The organism is Thalassobacterium sedimentorum, assembly GCF_031127905.1.
In the GTDB taxonomy this organism is placed as follows: Bacteria; Verrucomicrobiota; Verrucomicrobiia; order Opitutales; family Coraliomargaritaceae; genus Thalassobacterium; species Thalassobacterium sedimentorum.
In genome coordinates this window covers 60469-86888 of the sequence record NZ_JARXIC010000009.1, presented here as the reverse complement: position 1 = coordinate 86888, position 26420 = coordinate 60469, and the positions used below count along the sequence as shown (strand labels likewise).

Here is a 26420-nt window from a genome sequence, read left to right as displayed (position 1 = left end):
CAGAAAGGAAAAATAGAACTATGAAATTAATACGTTACGCATACCCACAATCACAGGCAACGAGTGCCTTCAATCGTTTATTTGATCTAGGTGCGCCCACTTTGGGGCGGATCGGTTCATTTATGGATGATTTTTGGGCCTCAGACGCTGGATTGAATCAACCCGCTGTGGATCTATATGAAGACGAGCAACATTATTTCGCTCGCTTCGAATTGCCCGGCGTGAACAAAGAAAAAATTGATCTTGAACTAGAGAATGCAGTGCTGACCTTACGGAGTCAGGAACACAGCCAAGAAGAAAAACAACTTCTGCACGCTCAGTTCGAGCGATCGATATCGATTCCTGATGGTGTCGATTTGGAGCAGGTTTCAGCGGCAATGAAGGACGGTATTCTGACCGTAACCATGCCAAAGTTAGAAGCCCGCAAGCCACGACAAATCAGTGTCAATTAACATGTTAAAGGAAGGAAAATATATATTATGAGCACACAATTAGATACCATTCAAAAACCGGCTAAAAAAGCGACTGAGCGTAATTGGCAGCGTCCACATTATGATGTGAGTGAAAATGAGGATGCGTTTAACGTACGCGTTAGTCTGCCTGGCGTTAACCGTGATGGAGTCGACATTTCGCTTGAGGATGACACACTTACGGTGGTAGGCACTCGCATTCAGGATGTACCGGAGGCTTGGCGCCCTTTACGCCGTGAAATTCACGAAGGCGACTATCGTCTCTGTTTACGGCTCAACGTGTCAGTCAACGAAGCCAATATTCAGGCTAAGGTTGAAAATGGCATCCTTGAACTGAGCCTGCCCAAGGCGGACGAAGTGAAGCCACGCAAAATTCAAATTAGTTAGCGTATCGTTGTCGAGTGAATCGATCGGGCGGTGACGATAGTTGCCGTCCGATTTTTTTTAGCTGTTTAGGGCATGCGTTAGCAGGTGTGATTATTCGGATGAGGTGCTCTCACGGCAGATGTTGCAGATACAGACCATATCGTTATCAACGGACTTGTATCGAAAGTCACGCTCAGGGTGTGTTTTTTCATTCGCATCACACTGAACACAGCTGTGTAGGGGAGCGTCGAGAGTTTGACGGCGTTCTGACTCGAATTTTGCTCTGCGTTGGCGACTTGTGAGGGAGTCGCGTAGGTTGCCTTTAAAAAAGATTAGATAGCTCAGATAGGGAGCGATGAAGGCGATACGATGTCCGATAGTCGGCATTGCCAGTAAGCTAATACATGCAAAACCGACTAGGATCCATGCCATCCATTTAACTTTAACCGGGATGACGAACATGACTAAGAACTGAATATTGGGATTCAAGGTCGCGAAGGCCAGAAAGAGGCTGTAATAGAGAAACCTAGGGGCGATGTAGATGGTGCCTGTCGGTGCGATCAACTGTCCTAGAAAAGCTCCTGCAGTCGCAAACAGTACACAGGTGAGTAAAAAGAGATTTAATCGGAAAATACCCCATTGTGCCTCCAGTGCTTGACTCATCATCCATAAAATATACCAGAAAAAGGCCAAAAATATTGCTTGGAAGGGACTCGCTGGAACGTAGGGCGGTGTGATGAGGAATGAGAATAGTCGCCACCACTCGCCAGCATAAACGGCCTTGGGGATCAGTAAGAGTGCTTCGAATTCAACACGACCTGTAAGCATCGCTGCATAGATTATGAGCTGCGCGACGATCAGTGACATCACGACATTTGGTACCGCGAGGAACCCTAGGTGCTTTTCCAGCTTATCCAACTTCTTCATAGGCGGCTACCCTTACAAGCTTGGCTGGGGATGCAACTCGATCATGGGCAATTCCCAAATTTTTTCGTTACTGTCAGTTGTTTGAAAGGCGGTCACCCAATTGCGGGTGAGTTTGCCGAGGGTCATTAGCTCAGCATTTTGCCAACCGTGACGATCGATGCGATTGACTTGAAAGCGGGCACCGCCTTCGGGAGGACGTGTGACGAATAGATAGGCCTCAGTGACTCCTTTATTGCTGTAAGGTATCAGAACAGCTGGGTTGCGTTCAAAGGCCAGTTCGAGTATCATGCGCCCATCGTCGCGTGCAGTATCACGGGCAAAGCGTTGATCCCCGCGTGCATCTCGCCGGCTGCACCAGACTAATTCATGCGGCAGTTGCTTGTGCTCGAGTCGTTGGCTGAGCTGCCAGAAATTACCTTCAAATTTTGGTATGCTATATTTGAGCGCACTAATGAATGCGTCTGTAGCGACTGGGGCTGCTGCAGGCGCTGCGATGACTACGATGCCGTATGCGTCGATTGCGATTTGGTCGTATGATTGCTCGAATTCATTGCCCCAGGGATTGTGCAAACTGAGTTCCTGTTTGCGATCATCGTACCCGACTATGACGCAGCCGTGTCCCATTGGACCGAAGACGTTCGGGCGAAATGAAATGTAGATTGGGCCAGTTTGGCTGAGTGCTTGTCGGATTTTTGGGAGCACAGTTTGCGTAAATTCAACTTCGTTGGTCCAATGGAGTGTGTGTCCGCTGAAGCCGAGTTTTTCCATCGCTAATAACATATCACTTGGGTATGTGCCTTGGTTACTGGCTGACATTTCTGAAGACAGTTTGGCGACTTGGTCTTGATCGGTATCAATGCCGTGAAATCGTGCGATCATTGCGGCAGAGGCCGGCACGCAATAGTTGCCTTTTTGCACAATCATAGGCACTTTCTTGAGCTGCAACTTCTCTGGGAATGTCGTCGCGAACGCTGTTAGTTGGACGATGATGAATAGGGGTAGGAGCCTCACCGGGAGCATGCGACTATTGAGCTTCTGTGTCAGCCTTGGGGGCTAGAAGTGCCACGTTATCTTGTAGGTTTAATGCGCGTGCGAGTGTGTATTCGAAGACACGTGCATCGCCGTTTCGAGCTACCCAGTCTAAATGGGCTTTTGCGAGGTGGCTTTGTTGCTTGGCTCTAAGTTTGAGGCCAATGTAAGTATGTGCTTCGGTTTCCTGAGCACTGTCGCCGACAAAACTGATGAGTTCACCTGCATCGATCGTGTCTGTTAAGTAATCGACGACTGGGGCTGGCCAGCGATTGTGCGGTTTATTGCGTGCGGCATATTTGAGTGATGCGTGCGCGTTGGATAGATCCCCTGTTTCCAAATAAGCAAAGTAGGCAATCAGCTGTGGATAAACTGAATTTTCGCTTTTTCTGTTATACATCAAAGTGGCTGTCTTGGCAGACATGGCCGCACTGGAGAAATCTCCGCGGCACATTTGTGTCCATGCCAGCGTTTCATAAAAGAAACCGTTGATTGGTTGCTCAGCTGTGGCTTGTTTGAAGGATTGAAGTGCAGTGTCAAAGTCTTCCATGTTGAACGCTGCGAGTCCGCGTCCATTCCAAGCGAATGCGTGCCTAGGATAGCTTTGTACAATACTGTCGTAAGATTCAAATGCTTCGGCATGTCGTTCCAGTTCGGCTAAAATCATGGCTTGTCCCAAGCGAGCGGAGAGGTCGTCCTGATTCTGGCTTAATGCTTGTTGGAAATTCTCGAGTGCCTGCTCTGTATCCCCTACATCCAGTAGCTTGTAAGCATCGGATACTAGAGGATTCTGATTCAGCACCGGATCGTAGCTTGGGCTTTTTTGCGCAGTCAGCGTCAGCGTCAAAATGCAGAATAAGAACGCTAAGCAGCTGGACTGTAAATTAGAGAGAATCATTCTTTGAAGGATTGGCATTGTGCTACAGACTAGATTCAGTTGCCTTTGGCACAATGTCAATTTGTGGCAAAGTTTTTTTACCTATTAGCTGCGTTCTCTAATAATTTGGCGAATTGATCTATGGTATATGACCATGGATAGTTCGCGGCAGTGGCCCGTGCGGCTGCTTGAATAAGAGATCCATTCGAGTGCTGTTGAACAATGGTTTCAGCGCTGCGAATGAAGGCCTGGCGATCTCCTAATGGTACTAAATGTCCATTGGACCCGGACTGGATGAACTGTTTGCCGGCAGCGTAATCATAGGTGATGACCGCGAGTCCGCTGGCCATAGCTTCGATCACGACGTTGCCGAAGGTTTCGCTGGTGCTGGCAAAGATAAAGATGTCGGCGGAGGCGTAATGGCGTGCGAGGTCCTCATCATAACGCATGCCTGCAAAGTGCACCTCGGGCCACTGGCGTTCCAATTTCTTGCGCACGGGCCCATCGCCCACGACCACCATCTTGAGCTCGGGGCAATGCTTGCGTGCGGCTGCCCATGCTTCGAGTGTGAGCGGAATGTCCTTTTCGGCGGCGACTCGGCCCACATAGAGCGCAACCGGGCTGTGGGCTGCGGCGCCCCAGCTGCGACGCAGTTCGGGGTCGCGCTTGTCGGGGCTAAACAGCACGGTGTCTGCGCCACGGCCTAGCATTTGCAGGCGTTGGACGCCGTCTTTTTCCAGGCGTTGGATGAGACTGGGGTCGGGCACGGTGGTGAGGGCACACTGATTGTGAAACCAGCGCAGGTAGGCCATCATCCAGCGCGCAGCAAAGGCGGCTCCGTAATCGGCGCAGTAATCCTGGAAGTTGGTATGAAAGGTCGAGCTGACGGGGATGCGTAACTTGCGGGCCGAGCGCAGCGAGGAGAAGCCCAGCGGCCCTTCGGTGGCGACGTGCACGATGTCAGGTTTGTCTGCTTCAAATAGGCGTTCGAGCTCACCTGGGCGAGGCAGGCCGAGTTTGAGGCCCGCGTAGTTGGGAATCGGGATGCCAAAGACTTCGTGCACCTGTAAGGAGGCGTGCTCGGCGGGTGGGGCCTCTTGATGGCGCGGCTTGATCAGTGTGATGCGATGCCCTTTGGCGAGTAGACCACGCACGAGGCGCTGATTCGTCATTGCCACGCCGTTGACCTCCGGCGGGTAGGTTTCCGTAACAAGTGCAATATGCATAGGGCGCGCAACCTAGAGGCCCAGAATCATGGCGCAAGTGCGGCATTGTGACAATCTGGTGACCGCTCAATACTTACGGATTGAAACCGGCGCCGTGGCCTGCATCGTCAGCCGCATCATGATTATCGAATTTCAAGAACTCCCTCCGATTGGCACCAATGCCTTTGCCCTGATTGAGCCATCGCTGCAGCAATGTGTGATTATCGATGCGCCTGCCGATGCGTATGCGTGGGCGCAGCAAGTGGCGGATAAGCATGGCTGCAAAATTGTTGCCCTCATTTTGACGCATGGGCACTGGGATCATATTTTGGATGGGCATCAGTTCGCCGCGGCGGGCGTGCCTACCTATGGACATGCGGACGATCGCGAGATGTTTGCTGCGCCGTCCAAAATGGCCAGCTACGCGATCCCCGGGCTGGAGTTGAAGGAAGTGCCGATTGACCATTGGATTCAAGGCGGCGATCAGCTCGAGCTGCTAGGCACACAGATGGAGATTCGTCATGTGCCGGGGCACTGCCCTGGCAATGTCTTGGTCTACATCGCCAGCGAAAAAGCCGCCATCGTGGGGGATGTCATCTTTGCAGGCAGCGTGGGACGCTATGACCTGCCGGGCGGGGATTTCTCGGTATTGGAAAAATCGATTAAGACTCAGGTCTATACTTTGCCAGATGAGACCACTCTCTATCCGGGCCACGGTCCGGCGACTTCGGTGATTCAGGAAAAGGCAAGTAATCCTTACGTGAAAGGGTAATGTCGGATCCGCTCAAAGATGAACGCTTTATGCGGCGGGCGCTGGAACTGGCGCAGCGAGCATGGGGACAGACGCACCCGAACCCGATGGTGGGCGCTGTCATCGTCGAAGACGGCGAGATCGTGGCTGAAGGTTGGCACCATGCGGCCGGGCAAGCGCATGCCGAGATTGAGGCGATCCGGGCCTTGGGGCGCAAACCTGCGGACGGGGCGAAGATCTATGTGACACTTGAGCCCTGCAGCACTTGCGGGCGCACGGGCGCGTGCACGGATGCGATTATCGCGGCCGGATTCGCAGCTGTGGTGGTGGGCGCGCAGGACCCGAATCCAGCTCATGCCGGGCGTGGCTTGGCGATTCTTCGCGAGGCCGGCATCACTGTGACTTCGGGCGTATTGGCGCAGGAGTGCGCCGACTTGAATCTTATTTTCAATCATTGGATCACGCAGAATACGCCGCTAATCGCCGCCAAAATGGCGCTCACCTTAGATGGAAAATTTGCGGCCGCTTCCGGGCATTCGCGTTGGGTGACTGGTGAGTTGGCACGGGCGGACGTCATGCGTTGGCGTCGTTACTTCCCCGCGATCGCGGTGGGAGCGAATACCGTGTTGCACGACAACCCGAGCCTGACCTCGCGCATCGGCGAGCAAGTCTGGTGTCCGCAGCGCTTCGTTTTTGATCGTAGTCTAAAGACGCTGGAGCCGGCGCAATTGCCACAGATATATTCGGATGCTTATGCGTTCAATACGGTGCTGCTGTGTGCCGAATCGGCTGCGACCGAGCTGCAGGCACGAGCGGCTCGTCATGACATAGAAGTCTGGATTTTGCCAGAGGTGGAAGGGCAGCTCGATTGGCAGGCCTTTCGGGCGCGTTGCCTCGAGGCCGAGATCTATGGTGTCTATGTGGAAGTCGGGCCCAGGCTCGCCACGCGGGTGATTGAGTCGGCCTTGGTGGACTACTTATTTATTTACCAAGCCCCCAAACTGCTCGCAGATGCGGCAGCGCCTGGCTTGGGCTCGCTGCGCAATACGCAGCACATGCACCAAGCCTGGACGCTGCAAGCATTGCGGCGTGCACAGTTTGGAGAGGATCATTTAACCCGAGGATTTCTACAAAAATGAAGCAATTAATAGTCGCCACAGGTAACGCGCACAAAGTCGAAGAGTTCGATGGTCTCTTGGCTGACTGCGGTTTCGAAGTTCACTCTGCCAAAGTTTGCGGCGGCATGCCCGAAGTCGTCGAGGACGGCGGTAGCTTTGCAGCCAATGCACGGATCAAAGCGCTGGCACTACGCGCGCAAGCGCCTGCCGATGCATGGATCGTGTCTGACGATTCAGGGCTTGAAGTCGATGCGCTCGACGGAGCGCCCGGCATCTATTCCGCGCGCTATGCAGGGGAGGGGGCCAATGATTTGGATAACTTGAATAAGTTGCTGACCGAGTTAGCTAAGCACGCAGAAGCCACGCGCAGTGCACGCTTCCGTTGTGTGCTTTGCTTGATCGATCCCGAGGGGCGTGAGCAATACTTCGACGGCGCCTGCGAGGGGCACATTGCGAGCGAGCCGAGCGGTAAGCAAGGCTTTGGCTATGATCCCGTGTTTGTGCCGCAAGGTTTCACCGAGTCCTTTGCTGAGCTCGGGGAAGCGACCAAGAGTCAACTCAGCCACCGGGCACTCGCCGTTCAAGCGCTCAGGGAAAGTGTGCAAGGATGAATGATTGATTCCGAGATCAGAAGCTTCACGACTTTGGCTATATTACAGTAAAACTTACAGGGTTTTGTCTTGTCAAAGAGGGCAGTCTACTGCATCCCAATTCCCCCACTACTAAAACCTTATGGAAGAAACACTTATCATTCTTAAACCTGACTGCATGAAAAACCGTGTCGCAGGTGAAGTTATCTCACGCTTTGAAAAGGCCGGTTTCGAAATCGTTGCCTCGAAAGTTATGCAATTAGATGGTCCCATCTTGCGTGAGCACTATGCACACGTGGCCGACAAGCCTTTCTTTCCTGAGATCGAAGAATTCATGAGTAGTCGCCCGGTCATGCCTATGATTCTTCGTGGCGAAGACGTGATTGCAAAGGTCCGTGATTTGCTCGGTCCTACAAACTCTCAAGAAGCGGCTAAGGGCACCATTCGCGGGGATCTTGGCACTGACATGATGCAAAACGTCGTGCACGCATCGGACAGTCCCGAAGCGGCTGCAGATGAGAAAAAACGCTTTTTCCCAGAGCTCTAAACAGTGAAGGTTAAAACAGGGATCGGTCTCGACAGCCATCGATTCGTCGAAGGCGAGTCGGACCGTCCCTTTATTTTAGGAGGGCTCCAGTTTGAGGATGCCCCGGCACTGGCTGGCAATAGCGATGCCGATGTCATTTTGCACGCGGTGACCGATGCGATTAGCGGAGTCACCGGGCGCACGGTGATTGGTGCTGTGGCCGATGCCATGTGCAAGCAGGGCATTACCGACAGCAAGGCTTACCTCGCAGTGGCCCTGGAAGACCTCGCAAAGATGGGGGGCGGCGCTTGGCAGATTAGTCATCTGTCTGTGGCCGTGGAATGTTTGCGCCCGAAGATTGACCCTAAAGTGCCCGCTTTGCGTGCCTCTTTGGCCAGCCTACTGGCAATTGAAGTCGAGGATGTATGTATCACCGCCACCACTGGCGAGGGACTCAACGACTGCGGCCGAGGCTTGGGGATGCACGTGTCTGCAGTGCTGACAGTGGTGCAGGCCCCCAGCGAAGGAGCGGCTGGCGTTTAATGCGTGTGATGTTCGTGGTCGTGGTCGAGGTAAAGCTCTTTAAAGGCGGCTAATTTTTTTGCGAGTGTTTCCACTGGTTCAGCTTCAACGCTTTGCTTGGATTTCATTGAATACACTATAATGTGGTGAAGCACTTCCAGCTTATCTGTGTAGTGGTCTGCGTCTGCTTTGATGCGTTGTGCTAGAAAGTAGTTTGCTGTTTCATCTATAATCTTTTGAGCGTGACTTTCTTTGTTGTTCGTCCAGCGAATCAATTGCTGTTGATCTTGCGCAGTGAGAGTATCCTTGGCTGCGATTTCGCGAATGCTCTTACTGGCTTTTGCGATGGTTTCAATGTGCTGTTCCAGCTCACCAAACTTCATCTCATCTCCATATATTCCGCAGGGCACTTGGCAGTGTGCACTGAGTGAAGCTGTGGAGAAAAGGGAAGCTAGGGCGATAGTTAGTATATAGAGATTTTTCATAGGCGACACTCTTACTTCAATCAGGAAAAATGCAAACTAGGGTTTCTATTTATTACGGATTTATACAATTTGGAATTATGAGTCAGTGTGTTCTCGGCCCAATAGCCACAGCAGGTCAGCGAGCCGGTTTAGATACTGCACTAATTCCAGTCTCACCGTCGCGCCAGATTCCTTCAGGGCCACCACGCCGCGTTCGGCCCGGCGGCATGTGGTGCGGGCACTGTCGAAAAATGCGTCTGCTAGAGTATCGCCTGGAAAACTCCATCCCTTGAATTGTATGTCTTTTTCTTTTTCCGTCACCAGGTCGGTGAGATGGTCAATCATTGCCTTACTGATTGCCTGGTCGCCATATTTTTCAAGGTAGCGGGCCTGGTCGGCGTCGTCGGTGGCGAGCTCACCCATGTAGTTGATGAGTTGCTTTTGAACCGAGAGTAATAGCTCTTTTGTTGCGGGTTGATCCGAGTGCGCGCGGCAGAGGCCGATGGCGGAGGTCAGTTCATCGATGCGCCCGTAGGTCATTACTCGCGGATGAGTTTTAGGCACCCGCTTATTAAAAAGTAGGGCCGTTGTGCCGTCGTCGCCTCGTTTGGTTGCTATGCTCATATGAATTATAACAGTAACTGTTGGGGTAGAATTAGACATACCCCTCGTTTAGAGTGACGATTTCATTTTAGAGCAGCGCAATCAAGTGAAGTCTCGGATATTTATTGAAGCAGTAGTGATTCTTTTGGCATGGAGGGAACGGCTTCAGCGCTTTGCGTCGGATTGGCTTGGGCGATGTGGAACGGCTGAAGCCGTGACGCTTACCTTTGGGATGCGTTTTCTTTGTAGGAGTGAGCGTTCTAGTCGTGCTGGAGATCTCGGTACATGATATGTGCATCGACGTAGCCGTGTTGGGGATGACGGAAGGCTTTGGGCGTGGTGCCAATGATGCGGAAGCCGAGCTTTTTCCAGAGCGCGACTGCGGGCGCATTGGTGGCGACGACGATGTTGAATTGCATGGCTTTGAAGCCGCGGGCTCTGGCTAGCTCGAGTGAGTGTTGACCGAGCTTTTTTCCGATCCCTTTCCCGTGATGATCGGGGTGCACCATGTATGAACCATTGGCGATGTGGTTGCCCAATCCCATTTGGTTTTCTTTGATGATGTAGCTGCCTACGATCTGCTCATTCTCGGTCGCCACGATGGGCCGATACTTCATCCAGTGCTTCTGAAAAAGTGCTTGGTCGGCGTCTTGCGGGAATACATAGCTGTCGGCCGATGCGATGACTTGCTGGAAGATTTCCCAGATGCCGGCTGCATCGCTTTGTTCTGATAAGCGAATGTCCATGCTGCGACTTGGTTCGAATGGTGGTTCTTTCCGGACGCCCCGGGGCGTGAATTATGCGCCCAGTGCTTCCTTTGCTTTCGTAGCCAATTCTTCGGCTTTGTCGCGCTCGGGGGCGGCGCCGCGGGCCATGTCGGGCTTGCCGCCGCCTTTACCGCCGGCGATGGGCGCGAGGCTTTGGATCAGCTTGCCGGCCATCAGGCCGTTGTCCTTAGCGCTGCTGCCACAGAGGGCGCCGAGGTAGAGTTTCTCGCCGTCGTCGACGATCAGGAAGGCGGCTTGCGCAAATTGCTGCGACTTCAGCCCATTGAGCAACTCTTGCAGCAGTGCGGCGGGGCCTTCGGTGGCAATGACGAGATTACCGGAAAGGTCGAGCTCGCTCAGCATGGCGTGGGCGGCCTTGGCCGCGCCGGCGGTTTGCGCTTTTTTGAGCGCTTTGTCGGCTTCCACGGTGGCGGCTTTGAGCCCTTGCAGGTGTGCCAGTAGATCTTTGAAGACTTGGTTCTTTTGCTCGAAGGTGCCCTTATCCAGCATGCCAGTCATGATGTGCGGAAACTGTGGGAAGTGGACCGGCTCGGCGTCGAGTGCGCTGAGTTGCTCGTTGAGCGCATTCAGGCGGCTGCGTAGCTCTTTCTTTTCTTCGGCGGATTTCTCGACCACGCTGCGGGTCCAATCGTAGGCGGCGATGCCGCAAACGGCTTCGATGCGGCGAATGCCGGAGGCGATGGCGCCCTCGGATTTGATTTTAAATAAGCCGATGTCCTTGGTGTTGCGCACGTGGGTGCCGCCACAGAGTTCCATTGAGTAGCCGTCCAATTGCTGAGGCTGGCCACCGATTTGTACGACCCGCACTTTGTCGCCATATTTGTCGCCAAAGAATTGTTGGATGTCGGAGCGGCCCTTGACGTCGTCGTGGGGCACTTCGATCCAGCTGACGGGTTCGCCGGCTTCGATGTGAGCGTTGACTTTGGATTCGATCTGATCGATCTGCTCGGGCGTGAGTGCGCCGGAGTTAAAGTCGAAGCGCAGGCGGTTGCGGCTGACCATCGAACCTTGCTGTGCGGCATCGCTGGAAACGATCTCGTGCAAGGCCCAGTGCAGTAAGTGAGTGGCTGTGTGGTGTGCTTCGATCGGGCGGCGGCGGTTGGGATCGATGCTGAGGGTGACTTGGTCGCCCACGGCGATCTTGGCATCCACGGGCAGGCTGTGGGCGCGTGCGGCGCTGAGCTGTTGTACCGCGCTGACGGGATATTCGGCATCGCCTAGCGTGAGGGTGCCCTGGTCGCCGAGTTGTCCGCCCATTTCTGCGTAGAAGGGGGTGCGGTCGGTGATCACGAGCAGGGCGTCTTCTTGTGTGTGGATTTCCAGCACAGTGGCGGTGCTGCTATCTTCTTCGAAGCCGGTAAATTCGGTGCTGGCCTCGGTGGCGATGTCCGCGGCGCGCACGAGTTGTTGGGTGCGGGCTTTGCGGCCGAGTTCGCGTTGCTGCTCCATCAATTTCTCGAAGGTGTCCATGTCGACTTTGAGCGCGCGCTCGGCGCAGAGCAATTGAGTCAGGTCGATCGGGAAGCCGAAGGTGTCGTAGAGTTTGAAGGCGAACTCGCCACTCAGTTGTCCTTTTAGGCCGTCGACTTCCTCTTCAAACATGGCCAAGCCACGGTCCAGAGTTTCGTTGAAGCTGGCTTCTTCGCGCTGTAGATTTTCTTTGATCGCTGCGGCGCGGTTTTTGAGTTCGGGAAAGACGCCTGCCATTTCATCGACCAAGGTGTCGACCAGTTCGGGCAGGAAGGTTTGTGCACTGGAGAAGCCGAGGGTGCGGCCGTAGCGCACCGCGCGGCGCAGGATGCGACGCAACACATAGTTGCGCCCAGTGTTGCCGAGTAGAATGCCATCGGCCAGGGAAAATGCGAGCGTGCGGATGTGGTCGGCGATCACGCGGAAAGCGATGGCTTCCTTCATCTCGGTGGAGAGTTGTGATTTGTCACTCTCGACCGATTCAGGATAGATGTCGGCGTAGGTCTTGCCGCTGAGTGCTTCCAGCTTGCGGAAGATCGGTTGGAAGACGTCGGTCGCGTAGTTGCTGGGCTTTTGAGAGAAGTCTGTAAAGCCCTTGGTGTTTTGGATCAGCGAGCAGGCGCGCTCGAAGCCCATGCCGGTGTCGACATGCTTGGCGGGCAGATCGCGGAAGCTGCCGTCGGCCTCCGCATTGTATTGGATGAAGACTAGGTTCCAGATCTCAATGCAGAGGTCGGAGTCCATATTGACCAGTTTGCCTTCGCTGTCGCCGTTGGGGGTGAGGTCCACGTGCAGCTCGGAGCAAGGACCGCAGGGGCCGGTCTCGCCCATCATCCAGAAGTTATCCTTCACGTTGCCGTTGATGATGTGCTTCTTGGGATCGAGGCCTTTTTTCTCGAAGAGAGCGGCCCAGAAATCGTAGGCTTCCTGATCGAAACTGGAAGGGTCGCCTTCGGAGGGCGCATAGACGGTGGCGTAGAGGCGGCTGGCCGGCACGCCCCAGACATCGACGATTAATTCCCAGCCCCATTCGATCGCTTCCTTTTTGAAATAGTTGCCAAAGGACCAATTGCCCAGCATCTCGAAGAAGGTGTGGTGATAGGTATCGTAGCCCACATCTTCCAGGTCGTTATGCTTACCGCCGGCGCGGATGCACTTCTGGGTGTCCGCTGCGCGAGCGGGTGAGTAGGGCGCCTTTTCCGTGCCGAGGAAGTAGGGCACGAACTGATTCATACCCGCATTGGTAAACAACAAGCCCGGCGACTGCGGCATCAAGGAAGCAGACGGCACGATGGTGTGCTGTTTCGAGGCAAAGAAGTCCATAAAGGACTGACGGATTTCGGCGGATGATTTCATGGGAAATGGGAACGTTTGTTTTTGCCGCAGATGGACGCGGATAAACGCAGATTATTTTCTAGCTACACGTAGCCATTCTAGTTTGGCGTGCTTGAAGTTGATGATGAGCCCCACTTTGAGCCCTGTGATTTTTAGATAATTGAGCATTTGGCCACGCTCATGCTCGGTGATTTTTTCAATGGTCTTCGTGTCGACGACGATCTTGTCATAGACGATCAGGTCTGGTATATATTTGCCTACAGAGACCGTCTTGTAGCTGACCTTGTGTTCTGGCTGTTGATTTAACGGGATATTTCTGAGCCCAAACTCAACAACCAGTGAGTTTTCGTAGATCTTTTCGTGTAATCCGTGACCGATCTCATTGAGCACCTCAAAGGCACAACCGATGATCGCATGAGTTTCCTCTTTGTTGAGGAAATCCTGATTATCTGCGTTCATCGGCGTGCATCTGCGGTTAAAATTAGTGTCGCGCGCGGGCTTCTTTTACAGGTTAGCTAATACGGCTGCGCCCATTTCCTTCGTGCCGACGGATTCCAAACCGAAGGCGATATCGCCGGTGCGGATGCCGCCGGTGACGGCTTTCTCGACTGCGGCTTCGATCGCGGCGGCGGCTTCGTTTTCGCCGAAGCTGTAGCGTAGCATCAGTGCTGCGGAGAGGATCTGCGCGCAGGGGTTGGCGATGCCTTGACCGGCGATGTCGGGTGCGGTGCCGCCGGAGGGCTCGTAGAGTCCGAAGGGGAAGCCGAGGCTGTTCTGCTCCGCGCCGAGGCTGGCGGATGCGAGCATGCCGAGGGAACCACAAATTACACCCATCTCATCGGAGAGGATGTCGCCGAACATGTTTTCGGTGAAGAGCACGTCGAACTGATTCGGGTCGCGCGCAAGTTGCATCGCGGCGTTGTCGACATACATGTGGCTGAGCTTGATCTCTGGTGCGTGCTTGGCGAAATATTCAGTCACCACCTTGCGCCACAGCACGGAGGTTTCCAACACGTTGGCTTTGTCCACCGAGCAGACGCTGCCGCCGCGGGCTTTGGCGGTGTCGATCGCGACTTGAGCGATGCGCTCGATCTCGCTGGTCTTGTAAACCATGGTGTCGATCGCTTGCTCTTCGCCGTTTTCTAAAGTAGTGGTGGACTTGGGCTGACCGAAATAGATGCCGCCGGTCAATTCACGAATGCAGACGATGTCGATGCCGTTGGGGATGCGCTCTTTTTTCAGTGGAGAGGCATCGGTCAGTTGTGGGTAGAGTAGGCCGGGACGCACGTTGGCGTAGAGAGAGAAGGCCTTACGAATCGGCAGCAGGGCCGCGCGCTCGGGTTGCTCCTTGGGCGGCAAGCTTTCCCACTTGGGGCCACCGACCGAACCGAACAAGATCGCTTCGGAGTTCTCGCACACAGTCTTGGTGCTGTCGGGGAAGGCGACGCCATGGTTGTCGATGGCGATACCACCGATGTCGGCATGCTCATAATCCAGCGCAAAGCCGAACTTTTCGCCCGCGTTTTTGAGGACGTCGAGTGCGACTTCCATGACTTCAGGGCCGATACCATCACCGGGGAGAACTGCAAATTTCAGTGTTTTCATAAGATTTGGAAAAAGCGGAGTAATTTGTCCGAGCGCTGTTGTGCTTCAAGACTTTTCGCAGATTTGCCCTATCTTCGCCGCCAGATCAGGATGTTGTGGCCCCTTTTGTTCGGAATGCTCAGGCGCACACCTCTTGCTGTTGCGTGAGTATCGCGTGCGATCAATCAAGGGATGATCGCCTTGCCACCATCACAGCTGGGCTGATCGTTGGATGTTTTCGCGGTGCATCGCGTCGGTGGTATTCTGGGCACCAGTTTGGTGGTGGTCTTTGGTACGACAGCTTTGGGTGGTTTCGGCGAATTTGAGATGCTGCCGCAGCTGGAGATTCAGTTTACTGCACTCGCTGTCGTTATACTTTGGTCTGCAGTTGCTACTTTTTTATCATTGTGCTGTTCTGTAAGTTTACCACAGGCTTGCGTGTGACTGTAGAAGTTGACCATACTGGTCTTGATCAATCAGAGGATGGCGAGACCGCTTATCAATTCGAATAATAGTAAACACTCAATTTAAACAAAGGAAAGTAATATGAAACTCATTAAAGCAATCGTAAAGCCCTTCAAACTCGAGGATGTAAAGGAAGCCTTGGCGGAGGTCGGTGTGACTGGTTTGACCGTAAGTGAGGTTAAAGGGTTTGGCCGACAAAAAGGACATACTGAAATCTACCGTGGCAGTGAGTACACCGTCGATTTTTTGCCTAAGACCCTGATTGAAACTGTCGTCGAAGACGATGTTGTGGAACCAGCAGTTGCAGCCATTGTGAAGACTGCCAAGACTGGAAAAATTGGTGACGGCAAGGTTTTCGTGATTCCGGTAGAGAGTGCAATTCGCATTCGCACTGAAGAAACGGACGGGGAAGCGCTGTAGCTATAGATATATTTGAGCATTTAAGCTCATTGTACCTTCCAGTGCGCGCAGTGTATTACTGCGGCATTATTAGGGAGGACTCTTATGTGAGGCCGCCTTTTTTATGCTAAATGATTTTGCTATCCGAACATGATGCGTAAGAGTAGTGGCATGCCTAAAAAGAAAACAGCTAAGAAATCCGTCTCCAAGAACAGTAAAGCTTACGAAGCTCCTGAATTCTTGGTTGATCTCTTAAATGCTCGCTCTCCCACGGGGGCGGAATACGAAGCACAAGCGGTGCTCGATCGATATGTCGAAAACGAAGTCGCTACTTACCGCCGCGACACCATGGGCAATCGCTTTGCTACAGTAAATCCGGATGGGGACCCTAAGCTACTGTTTGCCGGACACATTGATGAACTGGGGCTGATCATTACATATATTAATGATGAAGGATTTCTATATTTCGACACTCTTGGAGGTCATGACAAATCGATGATTTCCGGGCGTCGGGTATCTATTTTGACTAAGAATGGTATTGTTAAGGGGGTTACAGGCAAGCGGGCCATCCACTTGATGAGCCCAGAGGATCGTAAGAAAGTGCCAGAAACGCATGAAATTTGGATTGATATTGCGGTCAACTCGCGTGCAGAGGCAGAGAAAGTGGTCGGTATTGGCGACACCGCAGTCTATGATCAGAGTTTTGAGTTGATTCGTGGAAGCGTTGGTGTGGCCCGCGCCTTCGATGATAAGGCGGGTGCCTATGCAGTGATGGAAGCTGTGCGACGTCTGACCAAGGAGAAGTTGGCGGCACGTGTGACTGCGGCCGCCACTACTCAGGAGGAAATTGGCACCCGTGGTGCCATGACTGCAGCATTTTCCGAAAACCCGGATTTTGCAATTGCAGTGGACGTGGGGCACGCGACGGATTCGCCTGATTGCGATCATCGTAAGTATGGTAGTTTTAAGCAAGGTGGCGGCCCCATCGTTTGCCGCGGTCCTAATATTAATCCTATTATATTTGATATCATCATAGGTGCTGCGGAGAAGAATAAGATCCCATATCAAGTGGAAGCAGATCCACGCCCGACTGGCACTGATGCGCGTGCGATTCAGGTGGCACAGTCTGGAATCGCTACTGGTTTGCTTTCGATTCCGCTGCGTTATATGCACACTCCCAGCGAAATGGTGGATCTCGAGGATATAGAACATACGGTGCAACTGCTGGTAGCTGTCGCTAAATCGCTGAATAAAGGTGAACGTGGCATTTGGTAGTTGTTCTTTAGGTTTGGGCGCCACTAGTGGCGCCCGACGAGTTCAGACCAAATCTCTGTTGGGAGGTGAAGCGGCCTGCTGTAACGCGAAAATCTGTTATGAGCGCAAAGAAACTTAAAATTATTGGCTGGAAGGAGACAGTTGATCTGCCTGATTGGGGGATCGAGTCTATCATCGCCAAAAGTGATACAGGTGCGAGGCGTTCAGCGCTCGATGTATGCAGAGTCGTTGAGCTGCCTGATAATCAGCTGCAGTTTGATATCGTTTTAGATCGTAAAGACCGTTCGCGCACCAAGACAGTGGTTGCGCCTATTGACCATCAGACACATGTTCGTTCGAGTAATGGAGAGGAGCATGAGCGCTACTTTGTGCGTACTAATGTAGTGATTCACGGTCGGCAGAAAGAGGTCGAGTTCAGTCTTGTTTCGCGTGAAAGCATGGTCTGCCGCATACTTTTGGGAAGAAAAGCACTGGAAGGTGATTTTCTAGTCGATTCTTCCCAAAAACACGTCACACGTCCACGCAGAAAAGTCCGTGATTTGGACGAGTCGACTTAACATTTAAATACTTAGCGGTTGTCCTTCGCTGCTAGATTTCAGCATTCGATACAATGCCGGCGTTATGGGACAGTCGTTGCTAGCCATCTATATTATGAATATCGCAATCCTCTCTCGTGGGCCCAAGCTCTATAGCACGAAGCGTCTGCGTGAAGCCGCACTTGCGCGTGGGCACAAAGTGCGTATTTTTGATACGCTTAAATTTGGCCTCTACTTGCGGCAGGGCGAGCCGGATGTCACGTATGCGGGTAAGCCGATTAGCCACTATGATGCGATTATTCCACGTATTGGTACTTCGGTCACTTTTTATGGTACGGCTGTGGTGCGGCAATTTGAGCAAATGGGTACCTTCTGCTTGAATACAGCTGATTCTATTCTTGCTTCACGTGATAAACTTTCCTCGATGCAGGCGCTCAGTCGTCATGATATCGGGATTGCTGAAACCGCTTTTGTTAGAAATCAAAGAGATATCTTGCAGGCGATTCAGGAGATGGGGGGGGCTCCGGTGGTGATTAAATTACTTTCCGGGACACAGGGGGTCGGGGTGATTTTGGCCGAGTCCAACAAGGTGGCTGAAGCTATCATTGAGACCCTTTCCAGCGTGCAACAAAATGTGTTGGTTCAGAAATTTGTTTCCGAATCGAAGGGGCGTGACATACGAGCCTTTGTGGTGGGAGACCGGGTTGTGGGAGCGATGCGGCGCACAGCCGTGGGGCAGGAGTTTCGCAGTAATGTCCACCGTGGCGGTAAGACTGAAATTGTAAAACTCGACGAGGCCTACGAGCGCACAGCAGTGCGTGCGGCGCAGATCCTTAATCTAAAGGTCGCGGGGGTGGATATGTTGGAAGGTAAGGATGGTCCCGTGATTATGGAAGTGAATTCCTCGCCGGGCTTGGAAGGAATCGAAGGCGCGACAGGGCTCGACATCGCGGGGGAGATTATTCAGTTCACCGAAGAACAGATAAAATTTGGTAATTTCAATATCCGTGAACGTCTGTCACTGACGAAGGGATATACCGTGACCGAATTTAACGTGGCTCCTAATGCGCCGATTGTGGGACAAACGATTGAGTCGAGTGGTTTACGCGAGCGTGATATCGTGGTGCTGCGTTTGACACGTGGTGGTGAGCAGATTGCCAATCCGCGTAAAGAACGTGAGATCATGGAAGGGGATAGTCTGCTTTGCTATGGCAGTCAGATTGCGCTGAGCACTTTTCTGCCTGAGCGTTTGGCTAAGAAAAAACGTCGTAAGTTGAAGAAGATACCTGCGGAAGGAGAGGGGGCTTAGATGCCGCGTTCTAAAGTATTTTCGATCGCGGGTGATCGTATTCGATTGGGAGAGTCCAAGGATGTTCGCCTCGAAATCTCAGAAACCTATACGGGAGATAAAATTTGCATTCCGTTGCGTGTGATGCGGGCAAAAAAAAACGGCCCGACTATTTTTATCACAGCTGCGATTCATGGCGATGAGGTTAACGGTACGGGCATCATCCATGATTTTCTTTTCGGTGAAACCGTTGATTTGACATGTGGAACTTTGGTCCTGGCTCCTGTTGTGAATGTGTTTGGCTTTGAGACGCATGAACGTTACCTGCCCGATCGGCGTGATTTGAATCGATCTTTTCCCGGTTCGAAAAAAGGGAGCTTAGCTGGTCGCATTGCCAACACTTTAATGACTGAGCTTGTGGATAAGTGTGATTACGGAATCGACTTACACACTGCTGCGTCACAACGCACAAACTTTCCAAATATACGGGCCGATTTGACGAATACGGATGCGCGACGATTGGCGGAGGCTTTTGGCTGCGTTATGGTGGTGGATGGTAAGGGCCCGTTGGGGTCTTTTCGACGCGAGTCCACACGTCGTGGGTGTCCGACTATTATTTTAGAAGCTGGAGAGCCCTGTAAGGTGGAGCCCAGTGTTTTGCAAATTGGGACTCAAGGTATACGTAATGTGCTTTCGAGTTTGGGGATGATCGAAGAGCCGCAGATACGACCACCATTCTTGGCAAAGGTGCGCAAGATGCAGTGGGTGCGAGCGACCGTGGGAGGCATTTTGAAATTTCATGTCAGTCCCGGTGATTTCGTTGAAGCTGATCAAGCTGTGGCAACGACCTATAGTATTATGGGGGTAGAGCAAAACGTATTAATTTCGCCTAATAATGGCATCGTTTTGGGCATGGCTACCATGCCAGCGGTAAAGCCAGGTGAGCCGATTTGTAATATTGCTACCTTAACTGCACAGCAATTGAAGCGGTATCGTACTAAATTGGAGAAGGCTAAGGCAGATCCTCATGCTCAAGCTCAAACCGACCTCGCAACCAGCATGGATGTGGTCGACGCTTAGCTTGGGATTCGTAGCTGTGCTGGTTTTCACGTATTGATAGATCAGTGACTTTAGCAATGGCTTTATCGCTTTTTCGCCTTGCGACTTGAGCTTCTCACACATGGGGTGAGTGTACGCTATGTCATTGAATCCAGAGTCCACATCATCGAAACCTACGATTGTTTGTCGTCGTGAAGATGATTGTGACGATCTGGATCTGAAGCTCTCTCGCGCTTGGTTGCGGATTGCGATTGCAGGTGTGTTTGCGGGGCAGGGAATGGTGTTTTCTTTGGCTTTGAATATGACGCCGCCTCCTTATGCATCAGTTGCATATTGGATTTTGCATGGGGGCTTAATCTTTTCCGCGCTAGTGGTGATGGCCTTTCTTGGGGGGCCGCTGTTCGTATCTACATTTGGCATGATACGTCGACGACATCTTTCGATCGAAGGGCTCTTTACGGTGAGTTTGTTAGGAGCCTTTGTGGGCTCTGTTGTGGGCTCGATTTCGGGGCGAGGTTCGGTGTATTATGAGATCGTAGCGATCGTCATTGCGATTTATACCTTTGGCCGAATGTTAGGCGAGCGTTCGCACTCTCAATTGAGATTGGAGAGTGCGCGATTGCGCGAGCGCTTTGATGAGGCGCTTGTTCAGTTGGAAGAAGGCGGTTGGGAGCTGCGGCCGGTCGCGCAGGTTGCGCCAGGAGCTCGTGTGCGTGTGGTCCCCGGGGCGGCGTTTACCCTTGATGGTATTATTTGCAGTGGTGTGGGGTATGTGCAAGAAACGGCATTGACGGGTGAGCCCTTGCCAGTGGTGCGGCGTGTCGGTGATCGGGTGCGTGCTGGGACTTGGGCGGTAGATAGTAGCTTCGAAGTGCTTGTCGCGCGCGGCAAGGGGGTCCGTGAGTTGGATGGGATCTTGCAGGCGGTGGAAGCGGCGGATGGGCGACCGTCGGATTTACAGACCCAGGCTAATGATTTGATTCGAGTATTTTTACCTGTGGTGGTGGGTGTGAGTTTGGCGACCGCAATTGTATGGAGCTGTATGGGATTGTGGATGGATGCAATCCTTAACAGCATGACAGTGCTGTTGGTGGCATGCCCCTGTGCATTAGGTTTGGCCACTCCAGTGGCAATTTCCCAAGGGCTCTTTCGATTGGCGCAATTAGGTCTGGTTAGTCGCGACGGTGCATTTATTGATGCGCTCGCTCGCACTCAGAGGATTTTCTTTGATAAAACTGGAACTCTGAGTGAATCGACCTTGCGAGTGGCTGAACTGTGGTTAGCCCCGAATTTACCGATTGAAAAAGAACGCTTGCTAGCATCAGTGCTGGAGGTTGAGTCAAGTTTGAAGCATCCTGTGGCGCGGGCTTTAGTGAATTATCTTGATGCGCAAAGTTCTAAGGTAGCTGTGAAGACTGCAGGCTTACGTACGTTGGCGGGGCAGGGGATTGCTTTTGAACTTGATTGGACGCCATCACCTCTGGCGATCCGTGTGGGGGAGGCTAATCTGGCAAAGTCTGATGCGTGCATTGAGGCGGTTGTGGGTCAGTTGCACGAGACCGGGGGGCGTCGGGTGTTTGTTTACGTTGGCGAGCAGGTCGTGGCTTGCTTTGTATTACAGGAACAGATCCGTGACGGGGTGAAGCAGCTCTGGCAGCAATTACAGGACCTGCAAATCAGCGCGCAGGTTTTAACGGGCGATCCATTGCCGGAGCTGTTATTGCCGGATTCTGTGGTGATTCAATCGGGTCTGAGTTCTGCAGATAAGGAGAAGTGTGTTGGTGAGGCCAAGCAATCGGGGCAGTATCCATTGTTCGTTGGTGATGGTATCAATGATGCCGTTGCCATGGCGCAGGCCGAGGGCTCGATTGCGATGCACTCGGGCACTGGGCTTGCTCGATCCGTGGCAATGGCGCAGCTGACTGGAGATCAGCTTGAGATTATTCCGCAGGCGATTCGGATCGCACGCGATATTCATCGGCGCTTACGAGGGAATTTGATCTATGCGGTGGCTTATAATCTCGTTGGGATTATCTTGGCAGCAGGTGGCCTGTTACATCCTGTTGCGGCAGCATTGATTATGCTGGTTTCCAGCTTTTGGGTAACGACTCGTGCTTTGAGGAAATATGCTGTCTAGCTGGCAGTGAAACTTTCTGTCAACAGGGTAACTTATCGGAGGTATGCAGTTCACTTATTTTGCTCCAAATGTTCCTTTCGCGAATCTCATTAGTTTGCTCATGTTTTAGGTCTGATGAATTTCAAGAATGCCTAGTTTATGCGGGCTGGCGGCTATTTATGGGGGTTTATTATTGAGACTGATACTCAGTCGCTACAGCGTTGGGCGAATTATGTTCCATTGTTTTATCATCTCTTGTAAAAAACGGTTGCCATGCCAATTAGCGGCACTTTTAACAGTCCTTTTTTACGACGCATGGACAGCGAACCTACCACTAACCGAAAAGATTTTCTCAAACGCACAGGCTTGGCAATTGCCGGGGCTTGGGCTGTTGCGTCGATTGCCCGCTTCAGTGGCGGTGATCGCAGCAATCGAATGAAAACAGCCTCAAAGGGCGCAACAACTGAATCTGCTGGTTTGCCTCAGTCGAGTGCGATGGCGCGGGTTCGTACAGCTAAGGGAGCTGTAGCGCGTAAGGCCTAGTCCTGTTTTATGTAAGCGGCTAGCTTCACCGAATTTTACTACTTAAAAGCAATGGCGAATGTATTTCCAAAGTGGGTCAACACGATCCCGATTAAAGTAATTGTTGCAATTATCCTGATCAAGACGGCGGTCGTGTTAGGCGTGACGTATTACGCAACACCTAAATACACACGTGTGGGCTATGCCCCTGTGCAACCGGTCGCTTTTAGCCATGCCTTGCATGCTGGCCAACTGGAAATTGACTGTCGCTACTGTCACACATATGTGGACCGTTCCGAGCACTCCAATGTTCCAGCTAGTAATGTGTGTATGACCTGCCACAGCATGGTGCGTAAGGACGATCCCATGTTAGCTCCGGTTAAGGAGAGTTATGAGTCGGGTGAGCCCATTCCATGGGTGCGCGTGCATAAAACGCCAGATTATGTTTACTTTAATCACTCGGTACACGTAAATCGTGGCATTAGCTGTGTGGAATGTCATGGGCGTGTGGATGAGATGGAAATCGTGCAGCATGAAAAGTCATTCAGCATGACATTTTGTTTGGATTGTCACCGTAATCCGGAGGAGTCCATTCGCCCAACTGAGGAAGTCTATAATCTGGATTGGGAGCGCCCTGATACTGAAGACTTTAAACAGGAAGCTGTTGGCTTCGTTCACGACTGGAAGGTCAATCCGCCGCAAAGCTGCTCTGGCTGCCACCGTTAATCGATTTTATTTGAGCTATGAATCACTCTGAATTTTCAGGTCCTCGCTATTGGAAGAGCCTAGATGATCTCGCAGAAACACCCGCCTTCACGGAATGGGTGGAGCGCGAGTTCCCTGCCGGTGCCTCCGAAATGGAAGGTGTCAATCGCCGTCAATTTATGAAGGTTATGGCCGCGTCCTTCGGTCTGGCTGGCCTGGGCATGGCCGGTTGCCGTCGTCCTGAGCAGACGATACTGCCCTATTCCAAGCAACCGGAGAATTTGATTCCCGGTGTGCCGGTTTATTATACTTCTTCGCAACCGGGCGCACGTGATAATGTGCCTGTGATCGTGGAGACTCAGGCCGGACGTCCTACCAAGGTCGAAGGTAACCCTAGTTACCAACCTTATGGAGGCGCGACTTCTGTCTACACTCAAGCCAGCATACTGGATCTTTACGATCCGGATCGTGCCACCAAGAGCAGTTTGAGTGAAAGTGCTGTGCGTGACCGTCTCGCTGCGATTCATCAAGTGCATACGGCTGACGCAGGAAAGGGCTTGGTATTTTTAGCTGAACCAAGTACATCACCCAGCCGTGCCGCATTGGTTGCACAGATCAAGAAAACTTTTCCTCAGGCGACTTGGACTGAGTATACTGCCATTGATCAAAGTACTTCGGAGCAGGCTGCTCAGGCAGTGTTCGGTCAAACACTGCGCTCGATCCCGGAGTTTAGCAAAGCTAAGCGTGTGCTATCATTGGATGCAGATTTCCTATTAAATGCCGATGCGTCCATCGGTTTGGCTCGCGACTTTGTCAAAACGCGCAAGGTAAAGAATTCGAAGGATGCGACCAAAATGAGCCGCCTTTATGCGGTCGAAAGTTCTTTAACATCGACCGGTTCGATGGCTGATCACCGTTTACGTTTGAGCAGTAGCCAAATGGGCGCTTTTATTGCTCAGGTGGCTGATGCCTTGGGTGTGCGCCTTCCTGCGAGTGCTAAAAAAGCTGCGACTTCACTTCATGTTGATGCGAAGTGGATCGAAGAGTGTGCCTCTGACTTGGCGGCCAATAAAGGTCATGCGATCGTTGTGGCAGGGGAGCATTTATCACAATCAGTGCATGCGATCGTGATTGCGATTAATGAAAAGCTGGCGGCTCCTGTTAAATATGTATCTGTGGCCGAGCCAGAAGCTGGCATCACTGATGCGGTTACGCGTTTGAGTCAGGGCGATGTTCAGACCTTGATCATTCTTGGTGGAAATCCTGTTTATAGTGCACCCGTTGATCTTGATTGGGCTGCGGCCCAAACGAAGGCGACAGAAAGCATTTATTTTGGTAGCGAAAAGAATGAGACTGCGAAGGCAGCCAACTTGGTGATCGCTGCATCCCACTATCTAGAAAGTTGGGGAGATGGTCGCACTTTTGATGGCACCTTCGTGCCTGTGCAGCCGATGATTGAGCCATTATTTCCGACCTTTAATGAGTTGGAAGTCTTGGCGCGTCTTGTGGGTGCATCGACGACGGATCCGTATTCCATCGTGCAAGCCACATTTAAGCTACAGGGTGGTCGTGACTTTAATAAATTTCTCAGTGATGGTGTGCTCGATGGTTCTGCTTTTACGGCTGTCAAGACTGGCAATGCGGATCTCACTTCGGCTGTACTTGCTGCGGATCTCGAAGCGCCTGAACTCAATGCTTCGAAGTTGGACGTTCGCTTCGCTGCTAGTTCACATGCGGGCGACGGTCGTTACGCCAACAATGGCTGGATGATGGAATGTCCGGATCCAATGACCAAGTTAACTTGGGACAATGCGATTTTGATCAGTCCACGCCTTGCCAAGGAGTTGGAAGAGAAGGATGGAATTCAAATTTTCCCAAGCAAGAAGCCCATGAATAAGGACAGTGAGTTCTTTGAGGGCGCAAAGGGAATGCTGCAAAGCAATAAGGCCGAATTCAAGCGTGGCAAAGAGCAAGCGGTCGTTGCTGAGCTCACACTGAATGGCCGCATGGTTAAGGGGCCGATTCACGTCGTGCCGGGGATGGCCAACTACACGGTCGTTTTGCCACTCGGCTTAGGTCGTGAAGTGGTGGGCCGCGTCGGTGCTGGTGTTGGTTTTAATGCCTACGCTGTGCGTTCTTCGGATGCACTCGGAGTTGCTACGGGAGCTGCTTTGCAACTTACTTCGGAAGTCTTGCCGTTGGCGAATACGCAAGAACACTGGTCAATGGAAGGTCGCGCTATTATTCGCGAGGGCAACGCTGACTATTATAAAAAGAATCCAGAATTTGCCAACAAAATGGGCGTCGAGTCGCATGCGCCTGCCAATTACGGCAAGGATGCAGACAAATCGCTACAAGAGAAGTCCACTGCACAATTTCGGGGGAATTCTGCTTATGAGCACCCCAGTTTTGCAGAGCCTGCGCCGAATGTTAAAGTCTGGCAGGGTGAAGAAGCACGTAAGGCCTATCCGAATATTCAGCAGTGGGGGATGGCGATTGATCTGAATAGTTGCACTGGCTGCACCGCCTGTGTTGTTGCCTGCCAAAGTGAGAATAACATTCCCATTGTCGGCAAGGATCAGGTGCTTCGTGGCCGTGAAATGCATTGGATGCGTATCGATCGTTATTTCTCAGCAGAGAAATATGATCAAACCGAGGTGCCCGAAGATGTGCAGGTCTCTTTTATGAGCGTAATGTGTCAGCACTGTGAAAATGCTCCGTGTGAGCAGGTTTGCCCCGTCAATGCTACGGTGCATGATACGCAAGGCCTGAACACGATGGCCTATAATCGCTGTGTAGGTACTCGCTACTGCGCGAATAACTGCCCTTATAAAGTGCGTCGTTTTAACTTCTTTGATTGGAACAAGCGTCAGATCGGCGAAGTTTACAAGGGACCACTCGGTCCAGTCGATGAGCCTGAACTGCAAAAAATGCAAAAGAATCCAAATGTCACTGTGCGTATGCGTGGTGTCATGGAGAAGTGCACTTTCTGTACTCAGCGTATTGAGGCTGCTAAGATTGATCAAAAGCGTATCGCTGGTGCCAGTGGAAATGTCAATGTCGCTGACGGCACCATCAAGACCGCTTGCCAACAAGTCTGCCCGACTGATGCCATTACTTTTGGTGACATATCGGATGCGAATTCGGAGGTCTCTAAGATGAAGGCGAGTGATCGTAATTACTCGGTTCTTGGTTATCTTAATGCACGCCCACGCACCACCTATTTGGCGCGTTTACGTAATCCGAATCCAAAGATGCCGGATGCTTATAAAAAGCCTTATGCTTACGCTCAATACGACGAACGTTATGGCCACGGCAGTCACGATGCGCATGGTGCTGCACATGATTCACATGGTGACGCACATAATTCACATGGTGCCGACGATCACTCCTCACACAAACATGAAGCCGCTCCAGCTGCTCACTAATT

Annotated in this window: 27 protein-coding genes; 17 read left to right on the top strand and 10 right to left on the bottom strand. The window is 52.3% G+C overall.

The window, feature by feature from the left end:
* Positions 1 to 20 precede the first annotated feature (20 nt).
* Both QEH59_RS07275 and QEH59_RS07270 read left to right on the top strand, forming a co-directional pair.
* On the top strand, positions 21 to 452 hold the full coding sequence (locus QEH59_RS07275) for an Hsp20/alpha crystallin family protein (RefSeq protein ID WP_308984705.1): 432 nt from the start codon (positions 21 to 23) through the stop codon (positions 450 to 452).
* Positions 453 to 479: 27 nt separating this feature from the next.
* A complete protein-coding gene (locus QEH59_RS07270) occupies positions 480 to 857 on the top strand; it encodes an Hsp20/alpha crystallin family protein (protein WP_308984704.1) in 378 nt (125 codons plus the stop codon).
* A 90-nt stretch (positions 858 to 947) separates the two neighbouring features.
* Here QEH59_RS07270 and QEH59_RS07265 read toward each other — a convergent pair whose 3' ends face one another.
* From QEH59_RS07265 to QEH59_RS07250, 4 genes are all read right to left on the bottom strand, one after another.
* A complete protein-coding gene (locus tag QEH59_RS07265) occupies positions 948 to 1763 on the bottom strand; it encodes a rhomboid family intramembrane serine protease (protein WP_308984703.1) in 816 nt (271 codons plus the stop codon).
* A 12-nt stretch (positions 1764 to 1775) separates the two neighbouring features.
* The gene (locus QEH59_RS07260; protein ID WP_308984702.1) at positions 1776 to 2687 is read right to left on the bottom strand and encodes a C39 family peptidase; all 912 of its coding nucleotides are present in this window, start codon (positions 2685 to 2687) and stop codon (positions 1776 to 1778) included.
* Between the two features lie 100 nt (positions 2688 to 2787).
* Positions 2788 to 3690, bottom strand: coding sequence for a tetratricopeptide repeat protein (locus QEH59_RS07255; protein ID WP_308984701.1), 903 nt, complete (start codon positions 3688 to 3690; stop codon positions 2788 to 2790).
* Positions 3691 to 3767: 77 nt separating this feature from the next.
* The gene (locus QEH59_RS07250; protein ID WP_308984700.1) at positions 3768 to 4895 is read right to left on the bottom strand and encodes a glycosyltransferase family 4 protein; all 1128 of its coding nucleotides are present in this window, start codon (positions 4893 to 4895) and stop codon (positions 3768 to 3770) included.
* A gap of 28 nt (positions 4896 to 4923) precedes the next feature.
* Between QEH59_RS07250 and QEH59_RS07245 the strand changes: the two genes are divergently transcribed.
* The 5 genes from QEH59_RS07245 to ispF all read left to right on the top strand — a co-directional run bounded on the left by QEH59_RS07245 (position 4924) and on the right by ispF (position 8402).
* On the top strand, positions 4924 to 5646 hold the full coding sequence (locus tag QEH59_RS07245; RefSeq protein ID WP_308984699.1) for an MBL fold metallo-hydrolase: 723 nt from the start codon (positions 4924 to 4926) through the stop codon (positions 5644 to 5646).
* Positions 5646 to 6764, top strand: a complete 1119-nt coding sequence (gene ribD / locus QEH59_RS07240; protein ID WP_308984698.1) for a bifunctional diaminohydroxyphosphoribosylaminopyrimidine deaminase/5-amino-6-(5-phosphoribosylamino)uracil reductase RibD — start codon at positions 5646 to 5648, stop codon at positions 6762 to 6764. Before QEH59_RS07245 ends, ribD begins: the two co-directional genes overlap by 1 nt.
* Complete coding sequence (gene rdgB, locus QEH59_RS07235; protein WP_308984697.1) at positions 6761 to 7354, top strand: RdgB/HAM1 family non-canonical purine NTP pyrophosphatase; 594 nt, start codon at positions 6761 to 6763, stop codon at positions 7352 to 7354. Before ribD ends, rdgB begins: the two co-directional genes overlap by 4 nt.
* Before the next feature lie 121 nt (positions 7355 to 7475).
* Positions 7476 to 7880: a nucleoside-diphosphate kinase gene (gene ndk, locus QEH59_RS07230; RefSeq protein ID WP_308950691.1), complete on the top strand. Its 405-nt coding sequence runs from the start codon at positions 7476 to 7478 to the stop codon at positions 7878 to 7880.
* Between the two features lie 3 nt (positions 7881 to 7883).
* A complete protein-coding gene (gene ispF, locus QEH59_RS07225; RefSeq protein WP_308984696.1) occupies positions 7884 to 8402 on the top strand; it encodes a 2-C-methyl-D-erythritol 2,4-cyclodiphosphate synthase in 519 nt (172 codons plus the stop codon).
* Here ispF and QEH59_RS07220 read toward each other — a convergent pair.
* The 6 genes from QEH59_RS07220 to leuB all read right to left on the bottom strand — a co-directional run bounded on the left by QEH59_RS07220 (position 8399) and on the right by leuB (position 14646).
* Positions 8399 to 8866, bottom strand: a complete 468-nt coding sequence (locus QEH59_RS07220; RefSeq protein ID WP_308984695.1) for a superoxide dismutase [Ni] — start codon at positions 8864 to 8866, stop codon at positions 8399 to 8401. The genes ispF and QEH59_RS07220 overlap by 4 nt on opposite strands.
* A gap of 75 nt (positions 8867 to 8941) precedes the next feature.
* Positions 8942 to 9508: a cob(I)yrinic acid a,c-diamide adenosyltransferase gene (locus tag QEH59_RS07215; RefSeq protein ID WP_308984694.1), complete on the bottom strand. Its 567-nt coding sequence runs from the start codon at positions 9506 to 9508 to the stop codon at positions 8942 to 8944.
* A gap of 200 nt (positions 9509 to 9708) precedes the next feature.
* Positions 9709 to 10194, bottom strand: coding sequence for a GNAT family N-acetyltransferase (locus QEH59_RS07210; RefSeq protein ID WP_308984693.1), 486 nt, complete (start codon positions 10192 to 10194; stop codon positions 9709 to 9711).
* A 51-nt stretch (positions 10195 to 10245) separates the two neighbouring features.
* Positions 10246 to 13062 carry an alanine--tRNA ligase gene (alaS, locus tag QEH59_RS07205; protein WP_308984692.1) on the bottom strand — a complete coding sequence of 939 codons (2817 nt, stop codon included), beginning with the start codon at positions 13060 to 13062 and terminating at the stop codon, positions 10246 to 10248.
* A gap of 51 nt (positions 13063 to 13113) precedes the next feature.
* Complete coding sequence (locus QEH59_RS07200; protein WP_308984691.1) at positions 13114 to 13500, bottom strand: GxxExxY protein; 387 nt, start codon at positions 13498 to 13500, stop codon at positions 13114 to 13116.
* A gap of 45 nt (positions 13501 to 13545) precedes the next feature.
* Entirely contained in the window at positions 13546 to 14646 is a 1101-nt protein-coding gene (gene leuB / locus QEH59_RS07195; protein WP_308984690.1) for a 3-isopropylmalate dehydrogenase, read from the bottom strand.
* A gap of 222 nt (positions 14647 to 14868) precedes the next feature.
* On the opposite strand from leuB, the gene QEH59_RS18975 reads away from it, so the two are divergent.
* The 10 genes from QEH59_RS18975 (at position 14869) to QEH59_RS07150 (ending at position 26418) form a co-directional block, all read left to right on the top strand.
* The gene (locus tag QEH59_RS18975; protein ID WP_425609236.1) at positions 14869 to 15069 is read left to right on the top strand and encodes a hypothetical protein; all 201 of its coding nucleotides are present in this window, start codon (positions 14869 to 14871) and stop codon (positions 15067 to 15069) included.
* A gap of 102 nt (positions 15070 to 15171) precedes the next feature.
* The gene (locus tag QEH59_RS07190; RefSeq protein WP_308984689.1) at positions 15172 to 15510 is read left to right on the top strand and encodes a P-II family nitrogen regulator; all 339 of its coding nucleotides are present in this window, start codon (positions 15172 to 15174) and stop codon (positions 15508 to 15510) included.
* Positions 15511 to 15660: 150 nt separating this feature from the next.
* Positions 15661 to 16764: a M20/M25/M40 family metallo-hydrolase gene (locus QEH59_RS07185; RefSeq protein WP_308984688.1), complete on the top strand. Its 1104-nt coding sequence runs from the start codon at positions 15661 to 15663 to the stop codon at positions 16762 to 16764.
* 98 nt (positions 16765 to 16862) lie between these two features.
* Entirely contained in the window at positions 16863 to 17321 is a 459-nt protein-coding gene (locus QEH59_RS07180) for an ATP-dependent zinc protease family protein (protein ID WP_308984687.1), read from the top strand.
* Positions 17322 to 17415: 94 nt separating this feature from the next.
* On the top strand, positions 17416 to 18609 hold the full coding sequence (locus QEH59_RS07175) for a RimK family alpha-L-glutamate ligase (RefSeq protein ID WP_308984686.1): 1194 nt from the start codon (positions 17416 to 17418) through the stop codon (positions 18607 to 18609).
* The gene (locus tag QEH59_RS07170; RefSeq protein WP_308984685.1) at positions 18610 to 19668 is read left to right on the top strand and encodes a succinylglutamate desuccinylase/aspartoacylase family protein; all 1059 of its coding nucleotides are present in this window, start codon (positions 18610 to 18612) and stop codon (positions 19666 to 19668) included.
* 118 nt (positions 19669 to 19786) lie between these two features.
* Positions 19787 to 21784 carry a heavy metal translocating P-type ATPase gene (locus QEH59_RS07165; RefSeq protein WP_308984684.1) on the top strand — a complete coding sequence of 666 codons (1998 nt, stop codon included), beginning with the start codon at positions 19787 to 19789 and terminating at the stop codon, positions 21782 to 21784.
* Between the two features lie 294 nt (positions 21785 to 22078).
* Positions 22079 to 22306, top strand: a complete 228-nt coding sequence (locus tag QEH59_RS07160) for a hypothetical protein (RefSeq protein ID WP_308984683.1) — start codon at positions 22079 to 22081, stop codon at positions 22304 to 22306.
* A gap of 51 nt (positions 22307 to 22357) precedes the next feature.
* Positions 22358 to 23011, top strand: a complete 654-nt coding sequence (locus tag QEH59_RS07155) for a cytochrome c3 family protein (RefSeq protein WP_308984682.1) — start codon at positions 22358 to 22360, stop codon at positions 23009 to 23011.
* Between the two features lie 17 nt (positions 23012 to 23028).
* The gene (locus QEH59_RS07150) at positions 23029 to 26418 is read left to right on the top strand and encodes a TAT-variant-translocated molybdopterin oxidoreductase (RefSeq protein WP_308984681.1); all 3390 of its coding nucleotides are present in this window, start codon (positions 23029 to 23031) and stop codon (positions 26416 to 26418) included.
* Positions 26419 to 26420 lie beyond the last annotated feature (2 nt).

Excerpts from the sequence above, each read along its gene's own strand:
- QEH59_RS07275 (WP_308984705.1), top strand. The coding sequence starts at position 21 with ATGAAATTAATACGTTACGCATACCCACAATCACAGGCAACGAGTGCC.
- QEH59_RS07270 (WP_308984704.1), top strand. The coding sequence starts at position 480 with ATGAGCACACAATTAGATACCATTCAAAAACCGGCTAAAAAAGCGACT.
- QEH59_RS07265 (WP_308984703.1), bottom strand. The coding sequence starts at position 1,763 with ATGAAGAAGTTGGATAAGCTGGAAAAGCACCTAGGGTTCCTCGCGGTA.
- QEH59_RS07260 (WP_308984702.1), bottom strand. The coding sequence starts at position 2,687 with ATGATTGTGCAAAAAGGCAACTATTGCGTGCCGGCCTCTGCCGCAATG.
- QEH59_RS07255 (WP_308984701.1), bottom strand. The coding sequence starts at position 3,690 with ATGATTCTCTCTAATTTACAGTCCAGCTGCTTAGCGTTCTTATTCTGC.
- QEH59_RS07250 (WP_308984700.1), bottom strand. The coding sequence starts at position 4,895 with ATGCATATTGCACTTGTTACGGAAACCTACCCGCCGGAGGTCAACGGC.
- QEH59_RS07245 (WP_308984699.1), top strand. The coding sequence starts at position 4,924 with ATGGCGCAAGTGCGGCATTGTGACAATCTGGTGACCGCTCAATACTTA.
- ribD (WP_308984698.1), top strand. The coding sequence starts at position 5,646 with ATGTCGGATCCGCTCAAAGATGAACGCTTTATGCGGCGGGCGCTGGAA.
- rdgB (WP_308984697.1), top strand. The coding sequence starts at position 6,761 with ATGAAGCAATTAATAGTCGCCACAGGTAACGCGCACAAAGTCGAAGAG.
- ndk (WP_308950691.1), top strand. The coding sequence starts at position 7,476 with ATGGAAGAAACACTTATCATTCTTAAACCTGACTGCATGAAAAACCGT.
- QEH59_RS07220 (WP_308984695.1), bottom strand. The coding sequence starts at position 8,866 with ATGAAAAATCTCTATATACTAACTATCGCCCTAGCTTCCCTTTTCTCC.
- QEH59_RS07215 (WP_308984694.1), bottom strand. The coding sequence starts at position 9,508 with ATGTCTAATTCTACCCCAACAGTTACTGTTATAATTCATATGAGCATA.
- QEH59_RS07210 (WP_308984693.1), bottom strand. The coding sequence starts at position 10,194 with ATGGACATTCGCTTATCAGAACAAAGCGATGCAGCCGGCATCTGGGAA.
- alaS (WP_308984692.1), bottom strand. The coding sequence starts at position 13,062 with ATGAAATCATCCGCCGAAATCCGTCAGTCCTTTATGGACTTCTTTGCC.
- QEH59_RS07200 (WP_308984691.1), bottom strand. The coding sequence starts at position 13,500 with ATGAACGCAGATAATCAGGATTTCCTCAACAAAGAGGAAACTCATGCG.
- leuB (WP_308984690.1), bottom strand. The coding sequence starts at position 14,646 with ATGAAAACACTGAAATTTGCAGTTCTCCCCGGTGATGGTATCGGCCCT.
- QEH59_RS07190 (WP_308984689.1), top strand. The coding sequence starts at position 15,172 with ATGAAACTCATTAAAGCAATCGTAAAGCCCTTCAAACTCGAGGATGTA.
- QEH59_RS07185 (WP_308984688.1), top strand. The coding sequence starts at position 15,661 with ATGCCTAAAAAGAAAACAGCTAAGAAATCCGTCTCCAAGAACAGTAAA.
- QEH59_RS07180 (WP_308984687.1), top strand. The coding sequence starts at position 16,863 with ATGAGCGCAAAGAAACTTAAAATTATTGGCTGGAAGGAGACAGTTGAT.
- QEH59_RS07175 (WP_308984686.1), top strand. The coding sequence starts at position 17,416 with ATGAATATCGCAATCCTCTCTCGTGGGCCCAAGCTCTATAGCACGAAG.
- QEH59_RS07170 (WP_308984685.1), top strand. The coding sequence starts at position 18,610 with ATGCCGCGTTCTAAAGTATTTTCGATCGCGGGTGATCGTATTCGATTG.
- QEH59_RS07165 (WP_308984684.1), top strand. The coding sequence starts at position 19,787 with ATGTCATTGAATCCAGAGTCCACATCATCGAAACCTACGATTGTTTGT.
- QEH59_RS07160 (WP_308984683.1), top strand. The coding sequence starts at position 22,079 with ATGGACAGCGAACCTACCACTAACCGAAAAGATTTTCTCAAACGCACA.
- QEH59_RS07155 (WP_308984682.1), top strand. The coding sequence starts at position 22,358 with ATGGCGAATGTATTTCCAAAGTGGGTCAACACGATCCCGATTAAAGTA.
- QEH59_RS07150 (WP_308984681.1), top strand. The coding sequence starts at position 23,029 with ATGAATCACTCTGAATTTTCAGGTCCTCGCTATTGGAAGAGCCTAGAT.